Annotated in this window: 14 protein-coding genes; 7 read left to right on the plus strand and 7 right to left on the minus strand. The window is 38.2% G+C overall.

What is annotated here, in order from left to right:
* The first annotated feature begins 161 nt into the window (after nt 1-161).
* The 3 genes from RCC89_09820 (at nt 162) to RCC89_09830 (ending at nt 4,839) form a co-directional block, all read left to right on the plus strand.
* The gene (locus RCC89_09820) at nt 162-2,591 is read left to right on the plus strand and encodes a YfhO family protein (protein ID WMJ73456.1); all 2,430 of its coding nucleotides are present in this window, start codon (nt 162-164) and stop codon (nt 2,589-2,591) included.
* Nucleotides 2,592-2,812: 221 nt separating this feature from the next.
* Nucleotides 2,813-4,150 carry a signal recognition particle protein gene (gene ffh, locus RCC89_09825; protein ID WMJ73457.1) on the plus strand — a complete coding sequence of 446 codons (1,338 nt, stop codon included), beginning with the start codon at nt 2,813-2,815 and terminating at the stop codon, nt 4,148-4,150.
* A 116-nt stretch (nt 4,151-4,266) separates the two neighbouring features.
* Nucleotides 4,267-4,839: an archaeosortase/exosortase family protein gene (locus tag RCC89_09830; GenBank protein WMJ73458.1), complete on the plus strand. Its 573-nt coding sequence runs from the start codon at nt 4,267-4,269 to the stop codon at nt 4,837-4,839.
* A gap of 141 nt (nt 4,840-4,980) precedes the next feature.
* Here the strand turns inward: RCC89_09830 and RCC89_09835 are convergent, their stop codons facing one another.
* Entirely contained in the window at nt 4,981-5,958 is a 978-nt protein-coding gene (locus RCC89_09835; GenBank protein ID WMJ73459.1) for a pyruvate dehydrogenase complex E1 component subunit beta, read from the minus strand.
* Nucleotides 5,959-6,082: 124 nt separating this feature from the next.
* Complete coding sequence (locus RCC89_09840) at nt 6,083-7,876, minus strand: hypothetical protein (protein WMJ73460.1); 1,794 nt, start codon at nt 7,874-7,876, stop codon at nt 6,083-6,085.
* 119 nt (nt 7,877-7,995) lie between these two features.
* Here RCC89_09840 and RCC89_09845 point away from each other — a divergent pair, with 119 nt between their 5' ends.
* Nucleotides 7,996-8,214 (plus strand): PspC domain-containing protein, encoded by a 219-nt coding sequence (locus RCC89_09845; protein ID WMJ73461.1) that lies wholly within the window; start codon nt 7,996-7,998, stop codon nt 8,212-8,214.
* Here the strand turns inward: RCC89_09845 and RCC89_09850 are convergent.
* From RCC89_09850 to hisS, 4 genes are read right to left on the minus strand one after another with little or no spacing between them, the layout of a single operon-like run.
* A complete protein-coding gene (locus RCC89_09850) occupies nt 8,125-9,222 on the minus strand; it encodes a glycosyltransferase family 2 protein (protein WMJ73462.1) in 1,098 nt (365 codons plus the stop codon). The two genes, RCC89_09845 and RCC89_09850, sit on opposite strands and share 90 nt — an antisense overlap.
* 2 nt (nt 9,223-9,224) lie before the next feature.
* Complete coding sequence (locus RCC89_09855) at nt 9,225-9,557, minus strand: YbaB/EbfC family nucleoid-associated protein (protein ID WMJ73463.1); 333 nt, start codon at nt 9,555-9,557, stop codon at nt 9,225-9,227.
* Between the two features lie 13 nt (nt 9,558-9,570).
* Complete coding sequence (locus RCC89_09860; protein ID WMJ73464.1) at nt 9,571-11,499, minus strand: gliding motility-associated C-terminal domain-containing protein; 1,929 nt, start codon at nt 11,497-11,499, stop codon at nt 9,571-9,573.
* A gap of 3 nt (nt 11,500-11,502) precedes the next feature.
* A complete protein-coding gene (gene hisS, locus RCC89_09865) occupies nt 11,503-12,876 on the minus strand; it encodes a histidine--tRNA ligase (GenBank protein ID WMJ73465.1) in 1,374 nt (457 codons plus the stop codon).
* Between the two features lie 164 nt (nt 12,877-13,040).
* Between hisS and RCC89_09870 the strand changes: the two genes are divergently transcribed.
* The 3 genes from RCC89_09870 to RCC89_09880 all read left to right on the plus strand — a co-directional run bounded on the left by RCC89_09870 (nt 13,041) and on the right by RCC89_09880 (nt 14,735).
* Nucleotides 13,041-13,883 (plus strand): class I SAM-dependent methyltransferase, encoded by an 843-nt coding sequence (locus RCC89_09870; GenBank protein ID WMJ73466.1) that lies wholly within the window; start codon nt 13,041-13,043, stop codon nt 13,881-13,883.
* A gap of 145 nt (nt 13,884-14,028) precedes the next feature.
* Nucleotides 14,029-14,475, plus strand: coding sequence for a hypothetical protein (locus RCC89_09875; GenBank protein ID WMJ73467.1), 447 nt, complete (start codon nt 14,029-14,031; stop codon nt 14,473-14,475).
* 74 nt (nt 14,476-14,549) lie between these two features.
* Nucleotides 14,550-14,735: a hypothetical protein gene (locus RCC89_09880; GenBank protein WMJ73468.1), complete on the plus strand. Its 186-nt coding sequence runs from the start codon at nt 14,550-14,552 to the stop codon at nt 14,733-14,735.
* A gap of 9 nt (nt 14,736-14,744) precedes the next feature.
* On the opposite strand, the gene RCC89_09885 is transcribed toward RCC89_09880, so the two are convergent.
* Nucleotides 14,745-15,263: a metallophosphoesterase family protein gene (locus RCC89_09885; protein ID WMJ73469.1), complete on the minus strand. Its 519-nt coding sequence runs from the start codon at nt 15,261-15,263 to the stop codon at nt 14,745-14,747.
* Nucleotides 15,264-15,276: the final 13 nt, after the last annotated feature.

The following is a 15,276-nucleotide window of genomic DNA, read 5'->3' on the forward strand; positions in this document are numbered from 1 at the left end:
TTTGTTAATTTTTTTTCAGGATTATGTCTAATCTTTAAGAGATGATTTTAGATATATGACTATTGTAAAAACTTACTTTTTAGCAGGTACATTTGCAATATGTTGTTTGAGAATCGAAAGTAAAGTTTTAGCTTTGACACTAAATTGATTTATTGGTTAAGATGAACAAATATTTAAAGACTTTTTTACCACACTTATTGGCTTTTGCAGCTTTTATCTTATTAGTCATTATATATTTTAGTCCTGTTTTTTTTGAAGGAAAGGAACTGGAATTACATGATGCTTTTCACGGAATAGCTTCTGGTCAGGAGGCACGGGAATATAGGGAAAGGACAGGGGAGGAGGCCTTATGGACTAACTCTATGTTTGGTGGCATGCCTCTTTATATTATAAATATAATTTTTTCTGGCGACTTACTTTCGACACTCCGAAGTATCATTCTGTTTCTGCCACGTCCTGCAGAAATGGTTTTTGTTCTTTTCTTTGGATTCTATATTTTATTGGTGACTTTAAGATGCCGTCCACTTGTAGCTTTTGCTGGTGCATTTGCTTATGCTTTTTCAACTTTTGCTTTTGTTTCTATAGACGCAGGGCATATCTGGAAAGTAGTAGCCATGGGATATGCTCCGTTGTTGTTGGCGGGCATTATTTTGACATTGAGAAAACAATACCTGCCTGGACTTCTGCTTACCGCTCTGGCTGTTTATTTGCAGATTAGTTCACAGCACATTCAGATCACTTATTACTTCGCTCTACTGATAGGTATATTTTTTATTAGTGAGCTTATCATTTCTTATCAGAAAAAAACACTCCCTGATTTTTTCAAAGCATGTGGTGTACTGCTCATAGCTGCTTCATTGGGTGTTGGTGCAAATTTTGGGCGCTTATGGACTGTGCAGGAGTACAGTCAATACTCTATACGGGGAAAAGCAGAACTTTCTGATAGAAAGGAAAATGGTGACGGTGGCCTCGACAAAGACTATGCCTTCAGATGGAGCCAGGGCCGATTGGAAAACTTGACCTTCTTTGTTCCTAACCTATATGGTGGAGGCTCGCAAATGAGGCTTGGTGAAGATTCGGAAACCTATAAGGCGCTTAGAAGTGCTGGTAACCCTGCGGCTGCTAGTCGTGATTTCGTTAAGAACGCTCCTATGTATTGGGGAGATCAACCTATGACCAGTGGGCCGGTTTATATAGGTATTGTTATTGTGTTCTTCTTTGTGCTGGGGATGTTCATTCTAGGGAATAACCTTCGATGGTGGTTGTTGGGAGGAACAGTTCTGTCTATACTGCTTTCGTTAGGGCATAACTTCGAAAGCTTTAACTATTTTATGTTTGACTATTTTCCAGGGTATAATAAATTTAGAGCGGTGACTATGGTATTGGTAATTGCTTTGTTTACCTTACCATTAACAGCTGCTTTGTCTTTGGAAAAATTGATTTTTGATGTCAAAGAAAATAACAAAGAACTGCTGAAGAACTTAATGGTGGCTTCTGGTATTACCGGTGGTATAGTCCTGCTTGTACTGTTGTTTTCTGGATCACCGTCATATGTAGGCAGTGTTGACGAGCGCTTACCTGAGTGGCTAAGAAGTGCCATTCGTAGTGACAGGGCGTCTTTACTAAGAAGTGATGCTTGGCGCTCTTTGCTTTTAATTCTATTTGCTGCCGGACTGGTTTTCTTCTATGTCAAAAAGAAGCTCTCTTTCAATATTCTCATGCTTTGTCTTGCAGGCCTTATTGTTATTGACCTTTGGAGCGTAAATAAGAGATTTCTTTACGATGATAAATTTGAGAAAGGTGCTAAAGAACGCTTTTTGGCTCCAACTGCTGCAGATAAAGTTATTTTGAGCAAAGGGGAAGGAGATCCATATTACCGTGTCCTAAACCTTGCAGGAGATCCTTTCAATGAAGCCCGTACTTCTTATCACCATAAATCTGTAGGTGGATATCATGGTGCTAAAATGAGGCGTTACCAAGACCTCATTGAACATCATTTGGGTCAGATGAATAGACCTGTGTTAAACATGCTCAATACACGTTTTGTAATAACAGGGCAGGCCGAAAGTCCTGTTCAGGAAAACAGAGGAGCTTTAGGGCCAGTTTGGCTTGTAGATAAAGTAGAAGAGGTTCAATCACCTGATGAGGAAATAGCTTTCTTAGGTAATTTCAACCCTTCTGAAACAGCTGTGGTTGATGCCAGCCTTTTTACGGTAAACCAACAAGAGTTTTCTAAAGAAGGAAGTATAGAACTTACCCATTATGAACCAAACCACCTTAAGTATCAGTTTGAGGCATCACAACCTTCTTTTGCTGTTTTCTCAGATATTTATTATCCTGAAGGGTGGCAGGCGTATATAGATGGAAATCCGGTAGAACATATGAGGGTAAACTATGTACTACGTGGCTTGGAAATCCCTGCAGGGACTCATGAAATCGAATTTAAGTTTGATCCTGCTTCTTATAGGATCGGAAATATAATTATGTTGATCAGCAGTATTTTAATTATATTGCTGATACCATTCGTTCTCTTTGTGGCTTTTAAGAAAAAAAGCCATAAAGAGGAACTGGTAGAGGAAGCAGTGAGTTAACCTTAGCTTTTGCATAGGACTTTTATAAATAGCATAGAACTTGCAGTTTATAGAAGCCCTATTGCCTATGTGAATTAAGTAACTTTAATGGCTATATTTGAAGTGCTGGGGCTAAACAACTTTATGTTTTTTATGGTTAAAGGCATATTGGAGAATAATTCATCATTTCTTTGGTAAGTTTTATTATTTTTGTACTGAAATAAATATCTGATAAATACGCTATGTTCGAAAATCTTTCGCTGAAGCTAGATAAGGCAATGAAAACCCTGAAAGGGGAGGGTAAAATTACAGAGATCAACGTGGCCTCTACTGTCAAAGAGATCAGAAGGGCTCTTATCGATGCGGATGTTAACTATAAAGTGGCTAAGTCGGTTACTGACTCTATTAAAGAAGAGGCTTTTGGCCGTGAGGTATTGATTGCTGTTTCGCCTGGGCAACTTCTTGTAAAAATAGTTTATGAAAAGCTAACCGAGTTAATGGGAGGTGAAAAGGAGGATATCAACATCAAAGGAGATCCTGCTGTTATCCTTATTGCCGGTTTACAAGGTTCTGGTAAAACAACCTTTTCTGGTAAATTGGCCAATTATCTTAAAAAGCAAGGCCGCCATGTTTTGTTAGCTGCCTGTGACATTTACAGACCTGCTGCAATGGATCAGCTAAAGGTTCTAGGTGAACAGGTTGGTGTCGATGTTTATGCAGAGCCTGATAATAAGGACGCTGTTTCGATAGCAAACAATGCCATTAAACACGCTAAAGAAAACAATAAGAAGATTGTCATTGTGGATACTGCCGGCCGTTTGGCTGTAGATGAAGCCATGATGAAAGAAATCTCTAAGTTGAAAGAAGCGCTTAAGCCAGCAGAAACGTTATTTGTAGTTGACTCCATGACTGGTCAGGATGCTGTAAACACGGCTAAAGTCTTTAACGAGCGACTTGATTTTGACGGAGTCGTATTGACCAAGCTTGATGGTGATAGCCGGGGTGGTGCCGCCCTTTCTATCAGAACAGTGGTAGAAAAGCCTATCAAGTTTATCAGTACAGGCGAAAAGATGGATGCCATTGACCTTTTCTATCCAGATAGGATGGCACAGCGTATTCTTGGCATGGGTGACGTTATATCGCTTGTAGAGCGTGCACAGCAGGTATACGATGAAGATGAGGCCAGAAAGCTCAACCAGAAGATCAGAAAGAACCAATTCAACTTTGAAGATTTTCTTTCGCAGCTTCACCAGATCAGGAAAATGGGTAGCTTGAAGGATCTTGTTGGCATGATTCCTGGCATGGGTAAAATGATGAAGGATGTTGAAATTGACGACGATGCCTTCAAACCTATAGAAGCTATTATTAGCTCTATGACTGTTCAGGAAAGACAGAACCCTGATATTATCAATGGCCCTAGAAGAAAGCGTATTGCGGATGGCAGCGGAACATCTATTCAGCAGGTGAACAATCTTCTTAAGCAGTTTGGGGACATGCGTAAGATGATGAAGAGCATGAACAAGATGTCTGGTAATAAAAAGATGATGATGCCTGGTGGCCTAAAAGGCTTAGGGAAATAATTTCTATTTAAATTTACATATTCAAAGTGCTGGTGGTTACCATCAGCACTTTTTTTGCCTCCGAATTTTCTTTTAAAGATATTTGCTTATTAGGAGATTTTTGCTGATTTTCCTAAGTGTTTAGAGCTGTTAACCTTTTCAAAGATAAGTATCTTTCTTTTTCGCCAGTAGTCCACTTTGTCTTGAAACTGGTTATATCCTACTTGCTCATGCTTGGTATGTATGAATGCTACCGTGGCTTAAGCATTCCAGGAGGTAGCTTTTATTGGCCAATGCTGGAAAAGTATGGACCTATTCGATGGATGGCCGAAGGGCTGGCCTACCTAGTAGCTTTGACAGTTCAGAAGGTCGGGCACAATGTTGTTATAGATGGACCTTTGCTCAGGCTTGACAGTGGGGCAGGAGTTATCATTGTTCCAGGGTGCCTTGGCTTAAAAATCATGTTCTGCTGGATAGCTTTTATATTTGCATTTCCCTCTAGTAAAAATAAAACACCTTTTATCCTTTTAGGGCTTGTCTTGATCCAAATTATTAACATTGGACGTATTTCAGCCCTGCTTTTGAGTTATCAATACCAAAAGGATCTTTTCATGGATCACCATGACTTATTTAATATTCTTGCTTATATAGCTGTTGGTGCTATGTTGCTTGTGTGGGTTAGGGGGATAGGTAAAGTGCCTTCGCTGTAAGGTTTATCTAGTTGAAGTTATAAGATGTATTCGTACTAAGTTATAAACTATTGTGATACACCATTTATCGTTAGAGTAGAAGAGTAACAAAAAAACCACCTTTTTGGGGTGGTTCTCTTGTATTTGGAAAATCATGTATTACTAGCGATACATTACAGAGTTAATAGCACCAACTGTTCTTTTTACATTTGGAAGAATCTCTTCAATAAGCGTTGGCGCATAAGGAAGAGGAACATCCCGGTTAGTGATTCTTGCTACAGGAGCATCAAGATAGTCAAATGCATATTTTTGAACATGGTAAGCTATTTCAGAAGAAATACTTGCTAATGGCCAAGCTTCTTCTACTACTACCAGTCTATTGGTCTTCTTTACAGAGTTTACAATAGTTTCATAGTCAATAGGTCTTACAGAGCGAAGGTCGATAACTTCTACAGAAACACCTTCTTTTTCCATTGCGGCAGCAGTTTCGAAAGCGATTTTCATCATTTTTCCGAAAGAAACCAAGGTTACATCAGAGCCTTCTTTTTTTACTTCTGCAATACCTAGAGGTAAAAGAAATTCTCCTTCAGGTACCTCTCCTTTATCTCCATACATTAACTCAGACTCCATAAATATTACAGGGTCATTGTCTCTGATAGAAGATTTTAATAGACCTTTGGCATCATGTGGGTCAGAAGGTACTACTACTTTAAGTCCTGGACAGTTTGCATACCAGTTTTCGAAATTTTGAGAGTGTTGTGAAGAAAGCATTCCTGCATTTCCTGTAGGGCCTCTGAAAACAATAGGAACACTATATTGACCTCCAGACATGGACATCATTTTAGCGGCACCATTAATGATTTGGTCAATAGCAACAAGTGAGAAGTTAAAGGTCATAAACTCAATAACAGGTCTTAACCCATTCATTGCAGCGCCAACACCAATACCCGCAAACCCAAGCTCTGCAATAGGGGTATCGATGACTCTTTCAGGGCCAAACTCATCGAGCATACCTTGACTTACTTTATATGCTCCATTATATTCTGCCACTTCCTCACCCATAAGGAAGATATTTTCGTCCCTTCTCATCTCTTCGTTCAATGCCTCCCTAAGGGCTTCGCGAAATTGTATTTGTCTCATGTGTTTTTGGATAGTCTAAATTTGAAACTGAGCAAAAATAGGAATTAGAAAGACAAATCACAAATGGAATATAAACAAAAAAGCCCCGAAAAACGGGGCTTTTTTGTTTATATAAAAGGGTTTATTATTTAAGCGCATTTTTAAAGTTCTGAGAGTTTGCAAAGTCTGCAAATTCCATGTCAGTAACTGCCCTTTCATTTAGTTTTTCGTCAAGCTTAACTGCTTTTTTAAGGTTGCTAGTTAACGAAGCTTCATCATTAAGCCTTGCTGCTGTTACAGCTGCACCATAATGTGCTAATGCATTGTTTTCGTCAGCAGAGATGGCTGCATCAAAAGTTTTCTTAGCAGCTTGGTAATCTTTGTTCAAAAGACTGGCAAGTGCAAGATTGTAAAGAACTTCAGCAGTTTCGTTTGCTTTAGAAAGATTCTGAACTGCATTTTTGTACTTAGCTTCTTTGATTTCAAGTGTACCTTGTACAGCCGCTATACCTTTTTTCAGCTCGTTGTCTGCTTTTTGAGTTGCAGCTTTGTTGATAGCTTGCACACCTTCAGTTTTCTTTCCTGTCATAAGTAGCGCAGATGCAAGGTTTGTGTTTGCATAAGCGTTGTTTTCTAGCTTGTTAGAAAGTTCAAACTGGTTGATGGCTTTTTCAGCAAGCTTAGCTCTTTCATTTTTGTTAAGCTCTTTCTTAGCCATTTCTAGGTATACAGCACCTAAATTGTTGTGAGAGTCCCAGCTATCTTTTTTCTTAATAGTAGCTACGTAGATTTTTTCTCTTAGCTCAAGGTCATTGGTAAGCGTAGCAGCGTAAGCAAGCTCTTCATAGCTTAAAGTGTCTGCATTGGCTTTACCTTCTACGATTGCTGATGCCAAAAGAGATATTTCAGCGTTAGACTTCTTCGGCTTAACTGTAAGAATTTCAGTTCTTGCTGTTCTTAAGTTAGGGTATACCTTGTTAAGAAGCGTTTTGTAGAATGAAAGCTTCTCGATTTCTTTTTGCTTGTCAGCGAAAGAACCTTTACCGTCAATGATTTCAAGCACTTGCGCTTTTTGGTCGTCATTGATAGCAGAAGTTTTTTCTAGCTCTTTCTTAAGACCAGCCCAGTCCATTACAACACCTTTGGTGACAAATTTAATGGAGTCAGCTACTTTTTTGTGGTCATATTTTTTCATTGCCTGACGGTAATGCTTTTCAATAACTAAAGCCCTTTCGTCAGCAAGTTTTGAGTTTTTGGTTTCAGAACCTTCAGGAGAGTGCTGTCCAATAATAGTTACTGTTCTTGTAACGTTATTTTGAGCTAAGTAAGCATTTAGTTTTTTGCCTTCTTCGCCTGAAATTTCAGAAGCTTTTAGGTTAGATCTTCCTTGGTCAAAGAAGAAATTAACAGTAGTAGGGATAAGTTCTTCTCTAAAATCATAACCATGATCTGCATAAGCTACATGGTATATATCTTTAACAAGAGTAGAAGTGGTGATAAGCCCTTTGGCCAATGGAAGTTCGTCTGTAGATTTTGATCTTGACTTAGCCATGTTGGAAGCTGTACCAACTACTATGAGGTCCCCATTTCCGATTTCAGGGTCATAACCAAAAGAATATCTATGAGAAAGCTTAGGCTGGTTCATATTAGCGTCTGGGTAGTCGTTGCTTTTAAACTCTACCTCTTCCAGTTTAATCTTTTCTCCGTTATGCTCATAATAAGCATTTACCGTATAGATTTTGTTTTTCTTCAGCATTTTTACTGGCAGTAGTGCAGACATTTCAAATGAAACACTGTCACCATGTACTTCCAGCGGAGATGGTTGTACCTGAAGTTCTTGATCTTTAGACATTTTGATCATTTGCTTGAGGGCACATCCGTTTATACTCAGAAGTCCCGCCACTAAAGCAACTGAAGTGATTTTCTTATTGATTACCATAATAAACCCTATTGTTTTTTTGCGAATTTATTGTTATATTTTAATTATTACAAAAAATGAAAGCTATTTTTAAACAAATTTAATAACCTCACAGTTAATCTAATGTTATTTTAAAGCGTATGAAAAGACTATATTCGTTCCTTGAGAAATATGCTTTTGGAGTCTGTACCTCGTTAGGTGAAAAACTTGGTATAGCGACCAGCAGTATTCGGATCTTTTTTGTTTATGCATCTTTTTTAACGCTCGGATCACCTGTTCTTATTTATCTCTGCATGGCTTTTGTTATGAATATTCACCGCCATTTGAGAAGGAGCAGAAGTGTTGTCCGCGACTTTTAATTTTAAATCGGAAAACTTTTGCTTCCCTTTTTTAAAATAGTCAAACACAATACTTCTATGATATAGTTCAGAACGGGTGTTTATTTTCCTTCTTTTTTTCTCCAGCGCTCTTTTTTGCTTTAACTGATTAATGTTTAAGTAAAACGAAAAATGAGCACGTAGAATTGCCATGGTATGCCGCCAAGAGTCTGTAAAAAGAAATCTTGCCCCGGCAACGCCATCTAAAATGAGCCTTACAGCTATTTTGGTAGATATTTGCCCTGGATTATTTTTATAAATATTATATATGCTGTTACGAAAGTTTAAAAAAGTTTTTGTTGGGCTAGACTTTGACAGGGTGCCACCGCCTACATGGAATACCTCGCTTTTTCCACAGTACATTATTTTGTAGCCTAAGTTTTTTAGCCTCCAGCAAATATCTATTTCTTCCATATGAGCAAAAAAACTTTCATCAAGTCCACCGACTTCATGGAAAGCTTCAGATTTTATTAATAAACAGGCGCCACTTCCCCAAAAAACCTCTGCAATGTCATTATACTGGCCTGTGTCTTTTTCTAGCGAAAAGAAAATGCGCCCCCTGCAAAAGGGGTATCCCCATTTATCTATGAAACCGCCTGCTGCCCCTGCATATTCAAAGTAGTCTCTTTTTTTATAGTCTTTGATTTTCGGCTGACAAGCAGCGACTTTTTCATCGTCTCGAAAAACTTGTAGCAAAGGTTCAAGCCACCCTTCGGTTACTTCTACGTCAGAATTTAATAAAAGATAGTATTTTGAGTCAATTAAATTTAATGCGTCGTTATATCCTTTACAAAATCCTTTGTTTTCAGAGAACTGTATGATCGTAACTTCTGGATAGTTCCTCTCCAGAAAAGGTACGGAATCGTCTGCAGAATTGTTGTCTGCTATGTATATTTTTGCGCCGGCACTATTATTTATTACCGAAGGCAAAAATAGCTCAAGATATTTTTTTCCATTCCAGTTAAGTATAACAATGGCTATTTCTTCCATTGTTATACCAAATTGCCAAAGTCGAATCCTGGAATATCAGGAAGCACCCCTTGTGTGCTTTTTTTCATTTCTTCACGGATTTTTTCTTCTATATCCGCTAGTGCTTTATTGGTAGCGGCTACAATTAGGTCTTGCAGCATGTCCTTGTCTTCGGGCTTCACTAGGTCATTGTCTACCTCCAATTTTATTAATTGTCTATGACCGTTTACTGTGGCTTTGACCATGCCTCCTCCAGACTCAGAAGTTATTTCTATTTTGCCTAGGTTTTGTTTGGCTTCATTAAGCTTTGCCTGGACTTCTTTTACTTTGCCAAGCATATTCATCATATCAAACATAATATACCTCCTTTTAAAAAATAATGGATATTGTTCCTCTTTTGTTAATTCTTTCTCCAGTATAATCTTCTGCTTCTATTACATAGGCGTAAGAACCGGGTACGGGAGCTTGTCCTCTAATAGTTCCGTCCCAAGCTTCATCCATATCTGTACTGCTATAGACAACTTCGCCCCATTTGTTAAAAATAGTAATACTATAGTTTTTTACAAACCTTCCCTTTACTTCAAATGTATCATTGAGGCCATCATTATTTGGTGTAAAGGTGTTTGGTGGGAATATACCCATTCTATATCTTAGCTCTTGTACATTGGAGTAGCTCGTGAAAGACGTGTCTCCTTCTGATTGGATACGTATACGGTACCTTATTACCTGTACACCTTCCTCTTGTGGATCTTCTATGTTTAATAAAGGGCCTATTTCTTCTGTGGCGTAAGGTGTTAAGCCTTCCTCCAGTTTTTCTAGAATATAGTTTGGCTCATCCTCCCAAAAAGATCCTGTATAGGAAGTCCATGACAAGCGGTTAAAATCCTCTCTTCCTTGTTCTGCGCTCAATATGATCGGACAGGTCTCTGCACTTGTTGTTGGTCGTAAGTTACATGGATTTTTGTAAAAAACTTTATAACAGTAGGTGTTTTCAGGAATGGAGATTTCTTGATCCGTATAATTAAGGTCGTTCAGCTCCTGAAGTAGGGCATAGTCTCCTCCATTGACAGAGCGATAGACTTTAATTTCATTTACTTCAGAAGGGTTTTCAGGGATTTCCCATAATACCTTGATTGCTCCGTCTTCTATGGTTGAATTAATTTCAGAAACAGGTGGTGGTGGTTCTGTGGTTAAGGCTTGGACGCATTGGGGAGCGGCGTGAACGATAATAGGTGTCCCTGCTGCATTTGTATGCTGAAGTTCTGCTTTCAATACATAACAATATTCTTGCCCACAGTTTATTTCAGTGTCAGCGAACTGGCCTTCTGTATGGGAAAGGCTTTCGAATATTTCTGTGCCGTTTCTGGTAATGAGATAACGGGCAAATGATTCGGAGTCTACATAAGGAGCCCAAGAGATTTGGTTTTCATTTTCTACTGCCTCTACCGTGTGGTTAATAGTACAAATAGTAGGGCTTTCTACAGAACTATTGCAGTCTGCAGCAGAAATGATGAGGCACACTGGCTCGGATGGGAGGTTAAAGCCGCTTAACGTGTGTTCAATAAGCCCCTCTTGATCTTTAATGGTACTTATCAGATCACTTTCTCCTGTTTCCTGGTTTACTTTAAGTATATTATAGACATGATTGTCATAAGCATTGAACTCAAGTACCAGTTCCTCATTAGATAATGCTTTTAGTGAAATGATATCAGGCACTATCAATTGTTCTAAGGGGTTAATGGTCTTCGTTGCGCTTTCGCCACAACCTCCTGGTGCATACTGGCCTGTTACAGTTATAGTTCTGGGGTCTTCATTTGCATAAGTGTGTTCCGCCATTTCATCACGCAAAATAATAACCTCTTCGCTTCCGTCACCAAAGTCAATGATGTACTCTTCATAAGGAGCATCTTCTATTTGTAACTGGACAATCCTGTCCTGACAGTAGTTTACAGAAAATACAGGTTGAGGTTTGGGCAGTACTTCTATATAGTCAGTCTTGGTAATCCTGTCTACCGGCGGGTTGCCACCTGTTTGGATAAATTGGGTTATAGAATAAATCCCGGGTTTTGTGTAGGTATAAGTTTTGGCTTGTGTCGTATCGCCTCCATCTCCATAATAGTAAAAAGGGCTTGCCAACTGAGGATCCGCTTCAGATCCAGACAAGTCCTTTACTGTTACGGTAAAAGGCACACAGCTTCTGGTAAAATTATCGACAACCTTAAAATCTGCCTTATACGGTTGTGCATAGGCAAAACTTGTAATGAACAAGGCAAGAATTAGGTATAAAGTTTTTTTCATGCTTCAGGGTTTGAGTTCAGCTATGATCTCATCCACAGTTTTTTTAGCTTGATTGCCGGTTTCCATGTTTTTAATTGAAAGCAACCCTGATGAAATTTCTTCTGAGCCAATAATAATGACATTCGGGATGTTTTTTGCATTGGCGTAGTTGAGCTGCTTTTTCATTTTTACTGGTTCTGGGTACATCTCGCTACTGATACCTGCTTCTCTGAGTCTTCTGATCAATGATAACGAATACTTTTCTGATTCCTTATCAAAACTGGCGACAAGAACTGCAGAAGATGCTTGCTGGAGTTCGGTAGGGAATAGATTGAGCTCTTCCATGACGTCGTATATCCTATCTACGCCAAAAGAAATGCCCACACCAGACACATCTGGCATGCCAAAAACGCCGGTCAGGTTGTCGTACCTGCCTCCACCGCTAATGCTGCCTATTTTTACATTGTTGACCTTGACCTCAAGAATGGCTCCTGTATAATAATTTAATCCACGTGCCAGGGTGATGTCTGGCTCAGGTAGTCTACCTTCGTAACCTGAAGCGATCAAGTATTCATATACCTGTTCCAGTTCTTCTACACCTTGAAGTCCTACTTCTGAGGTGGCTAATAGTTCTTTAAGTGCCGTAATAACATGCTCGTGGTTTCCGCTTAAGTTAAAAAGAGGGTCAAGGCATGAAATTTCCTCATCAGAAAACCCTTTTGTTTGAAGCTCTTTTGTTACGCCCTCTCTGCCAATTTTGTCGAGTTTGTCAATAGCCACGCAAAGATCTGTCTCGCTTCCTTTTTTGCCAATGATTTCGGTAATTCCCGATAGAACTTTCCGGTTGTTTATTTTAATGCTGATATCCTCAATGTTTAGCTCAGAAAAGACTTCATTGAGCAACATAATGAGTTCTGCTTCACATATTAATGAACGTGTTCCGATTACATCTGCATCGCATTGATAAAATTCTCTATAACGACCCTTTTGTGGGTTGTCTGCCCGCCAAACAGGCTGTATTTGAAATCTTTTAAATGGAAAAGTGATTTCATGCCTGTTCATGACCACATACCTGGCAAAAGGCACAGTCAGGTCATACTTAAGCGCTTTTTCAGATATTTTAGGTGTTAAAGTAGCTGCGCCTTGGTTGATATCTTCCTGTGTTACTTTTTTTAGGAAATCTCCCGAATTGAGTATTTTGAATATCAGTTTATCTCCTTCGTCTCCATACTTACCTGTTAAGACTGACAGGTTTTCTAGTGCGGGAGTTTCAAGTGGTAAAAAACCATATTTATGAAAACATCTTCTTATAATGTTAAAGATATAGTTTCTTCGAACCATTTTATCCGGTCCGAAATCACGTGTTCCTTTAGGTAAAGTTGGTTTTTGCTCGCTCATAGAGTCCAAAATTAATACAAAAAGTAACTTTTTAATAAAAAAATAGCTAAATCATATGAAAGGCATTTGGGCATCATATCTAATTATTGTTTGGCGTGAAAAATTTATTTGATGGGATTTTGGTATAATATTGTTATTTTTAGCCTTTTAAAATGATTAATTATATGTTTAAAAAAGTTAAGAAAGTAGATTCTAAAGAAGTAGGGTTAGAAATAGGTCTTTTGATCTTTAAGTTTTTTTTAAAAACAGAGTATTTGCACTATGGTTTATTTTCTAATGGACTGAAAGGTGATGTTGGAAACCTTGCACAAGCACAAAAAAATTATGCAGAGTTTTTGATGGATCATATTCCTGAAGGGGTTAATAAAATCTTGGATGTAGGGTGTGGTAGCGGGAAAATGGCAAGAACTTTGGTAGATAGAGGGTACAAGGTTGATGCTGTTTCGCCTGGGGTAATTCTCACCGAACATGCTAGGAAATTGCTAGGCTCTGAATCTAATATTTTTCAAATGAAGTTTGAGAATATGAACTCCGAGATTAAGTATGACCTTGTGATATTTAGTGAAAGTTTTCAATACATTCCTATAGATTCTGCATTTCAAAAAGCTTTAGAACATTTGAATCCTGAAGGCCATATTATGATATGTGACTTTTTTAAAACAGATCCAGAAAAGAAAAGCTTGCTTGGGGGAGGGCATGAATTTGAGGAGTTTACAGGGAAAGTGAAGACGCATCCTGTTCATCTTGTTAAAGAACAAGATATTACCGCTGAGACTGCACCTACTATAGATATTGTTAATGATCTTAGCAAAGAAGTTTTGCACCCAGCCTATAACTTGATTTTTATGCTAGCAGAAGATAGGTTCCCTTGGGTTGCTAAATTTGTAAAGTGGAAATACAAGAAGAAGCTTGGCAAAATGCAGAATAAGCATTTTACTGGTCAACGCAGTGGTGAAAATTTTAAGAAGTATAAAAAATACATGTTTTACCTATATAAAAAGGGCTAAAGGTTCTAGCTTTAACTGTCTTAAAAAATAGGGATGTATAGGCTTTTGTTTTGGCGTTTTGTCTTGATATACAAATGTTTGCGATTATAGAACTTAACCCATCGGTGTTTTTTTCGTAAAAAGACTTTTGAAAGGAGGTCTTAGTATGAACTGGACACGCGCTTTTGTATATCTTATTTATCGAAAGCGGAGTTATGGCAAGTTGCTTACTCCGTTTCTGTTTCTCAGGCTGGAATTGTTCCTGACAGGTTTGTTGATCTTCAAAGTTCTAGGAATAGCATCGCCTGTTGTTGAAACCCATGACAAACCCATCGTGTTGATTTCCTATTTACATGGAGATAAGTTAGTAAAACCTTTTGGGAAGTTTTCAGAAGATGAACAACAATTAGTGATTATAAACAGCCATCAGACGCAAACCTTAGCTTTATATGCTGTTAATATAATGTTTGGGTTGGTTGGGATATTGATTTCTTCTTTATGGATCAATAGATTTTTTAGAAGGAATAACCTTAACCCAAAGTGGTGGATATGGCAGTTAGCATGTTTAGGAGGCCATGCTCTTTGTTTTTCAATGACTCTTTTTCTGAAATAATTTGGTGAAAAGTTTTTTATTGAAACTGAGATCGCTTAATTTTGCATTTTGTTTATCAAAGAAAATATATCATTATGGCAGTTACGAGACTACAAAGAAAAGGGAAGAGAAATAAAATTGTTGCAAAAGCTAGGTTAGCACAAATTAAGCTTCTTACCACTAAACCTGTTGTTAAAAAAGTTGACGTTGATGAACTGAAAAATCAACAAACTCCAGGTGCAGCAAAAGCAGAAGCTAAAAAAGGCGAAGAAAAAGCATAAAAAGGTGATTTATTCACCTTTTTTTATTTCCCCTCTTTTGCCAAGTTCAATTGCTTTCATATTTACTATCTTATCATTTTCAATATCGAACTTTAATAAAGTTCTGATATGGTGAAATCCCTGTATCCCTGCCGCACCTGGGTTTATTGCCAACATGTTATTAAAACTACGGTCGGTCATTACTTTTAGAATATGAGAGTGCCCACATACAAATATATCGGGCTGTTCTTTTTTTATTAACTGTTTTACTTTTGCAGGATATTTTCCTGGATACCCACCTATATGGATCATGAGTACTTTTAGTGCTTCTACTTGGAAAGCTAAAGTTTCTGGATGTTTAAGTCGGATTTCGCTCCCATCAATGTTACCGTACACACCTTTTAAAGGTTTATGAGCCTCTAATGCTTCAGAAATGTCTAAAGTGCCAAAATCTCCCGCGTGCCATACTTGATCACAATCTTCAAAATGGTTAAAGACTTTTGGATCCAAATAACCGTGCGTGTCAGAAATAACCCCAATTCTTGTCATTTTTCTGCTTTTT

The organism is Cytophagaceae bacterium ABcell3, assembly GCA_030913385.1.
Taxonomy (GTDB): domain Bacteria; phylum Bacteroidota; class Bacteroidia; order Cytophagales; family Cytophagaceae; genus ABcell3.

Excerpts from the sequence above, each read along its gene's own strand:
- RCC89_09840 (WMJ73460.1), bottom strand. The coding sequence starts at position 7,876 with ATGGTAATCAATAAGAAAATCACTTCAGTTGCTTTAGTGGCGGGACTT.
- RCC89_09860 (WMJ73464.1), bottom strand. The coding sequence starts at position 11,499 with ATGAAAAAAACTTTATACCTAATTCTTGCCTTGTTCATTACAAGTTTT.
- RCC89_09855 (WMJ73463.1), bottom strand. The coding sequence starts at position 9,557 with ATGTTTGATATGATGAATATGCTTGGCAAAGTAAAAGAAGTCCAGGCA.
- RCC89_09845 (WMJ73461.1), top strand. The coding sequence starts at position 7,996 with ATGAAAAGACTATATTCGTTCCTTGAGAAATATGCTTTTGGAGTCTGT.
- RCC89_09850 (WMJ73462.1), bottom strand. The coding sequence starts at position 9,222 with ATGGAAGAAATAGCCATTGTTATACTTAACTGGAATGGAAAAAAATAT.
- RCC89_09875 (WMJ73467.1), top strand. The coding sequence starts at position 14,029 with ATGAACTGGACACGCGCTTTTGTATATCTTATTTATCGAAAGCGGAGT.
- ffh (WMJ73457.1), top strand. The coding sequence starts at position 2,813 with ATGTTCGAAAATCTTTCGCTGAAGCTAGATAAGGCAATGAAAACCCTG.
- hisS (WMJ73465.1), bottom strand. The coding sequence starts at position 12,876 with ATGAGCGAGCAAAAACCAACTTTACCTAAAGGAACACGTGATTTCGGA.
- RCC89_09880 (WMJ73468.1), top strand. The coding sequence starts at position 14,550 with ATGGCAGTTACGAGACTACAAAGAAAAGGGAAGAGAAATAAAATTGTT.
- RCC89_09820 (WMJ73456.1), top strand. The coding sequence starts at position 162 with ATGAACAAATATTTAAAGACTTTTTTACCACACTTATTGGCTTTTGCA.
- RCC89_09870 (WMJ73466.1), top strand. The coding sequence starts at position 13,041 with ATGTTTAAAAAAGTTAAGAAAGTAGATTCTAAAGAAGTAGGGTTAGAA.
- RCC89_09835 (WMJ73459.1), bottom strand. The coding sequence starts at position 5,958 with ATGAGACAAATACAATTTCGCGAAGCCCTTAGGGAGGCATTGAACGAA.
- RCC89_09885 (WMJ73469.1), bottom strand. The coding sequence starts at position 15,263 with ATGACAAGAATTGGGGTTATTTCTGACACGCACGGTTATTTGGATCCA.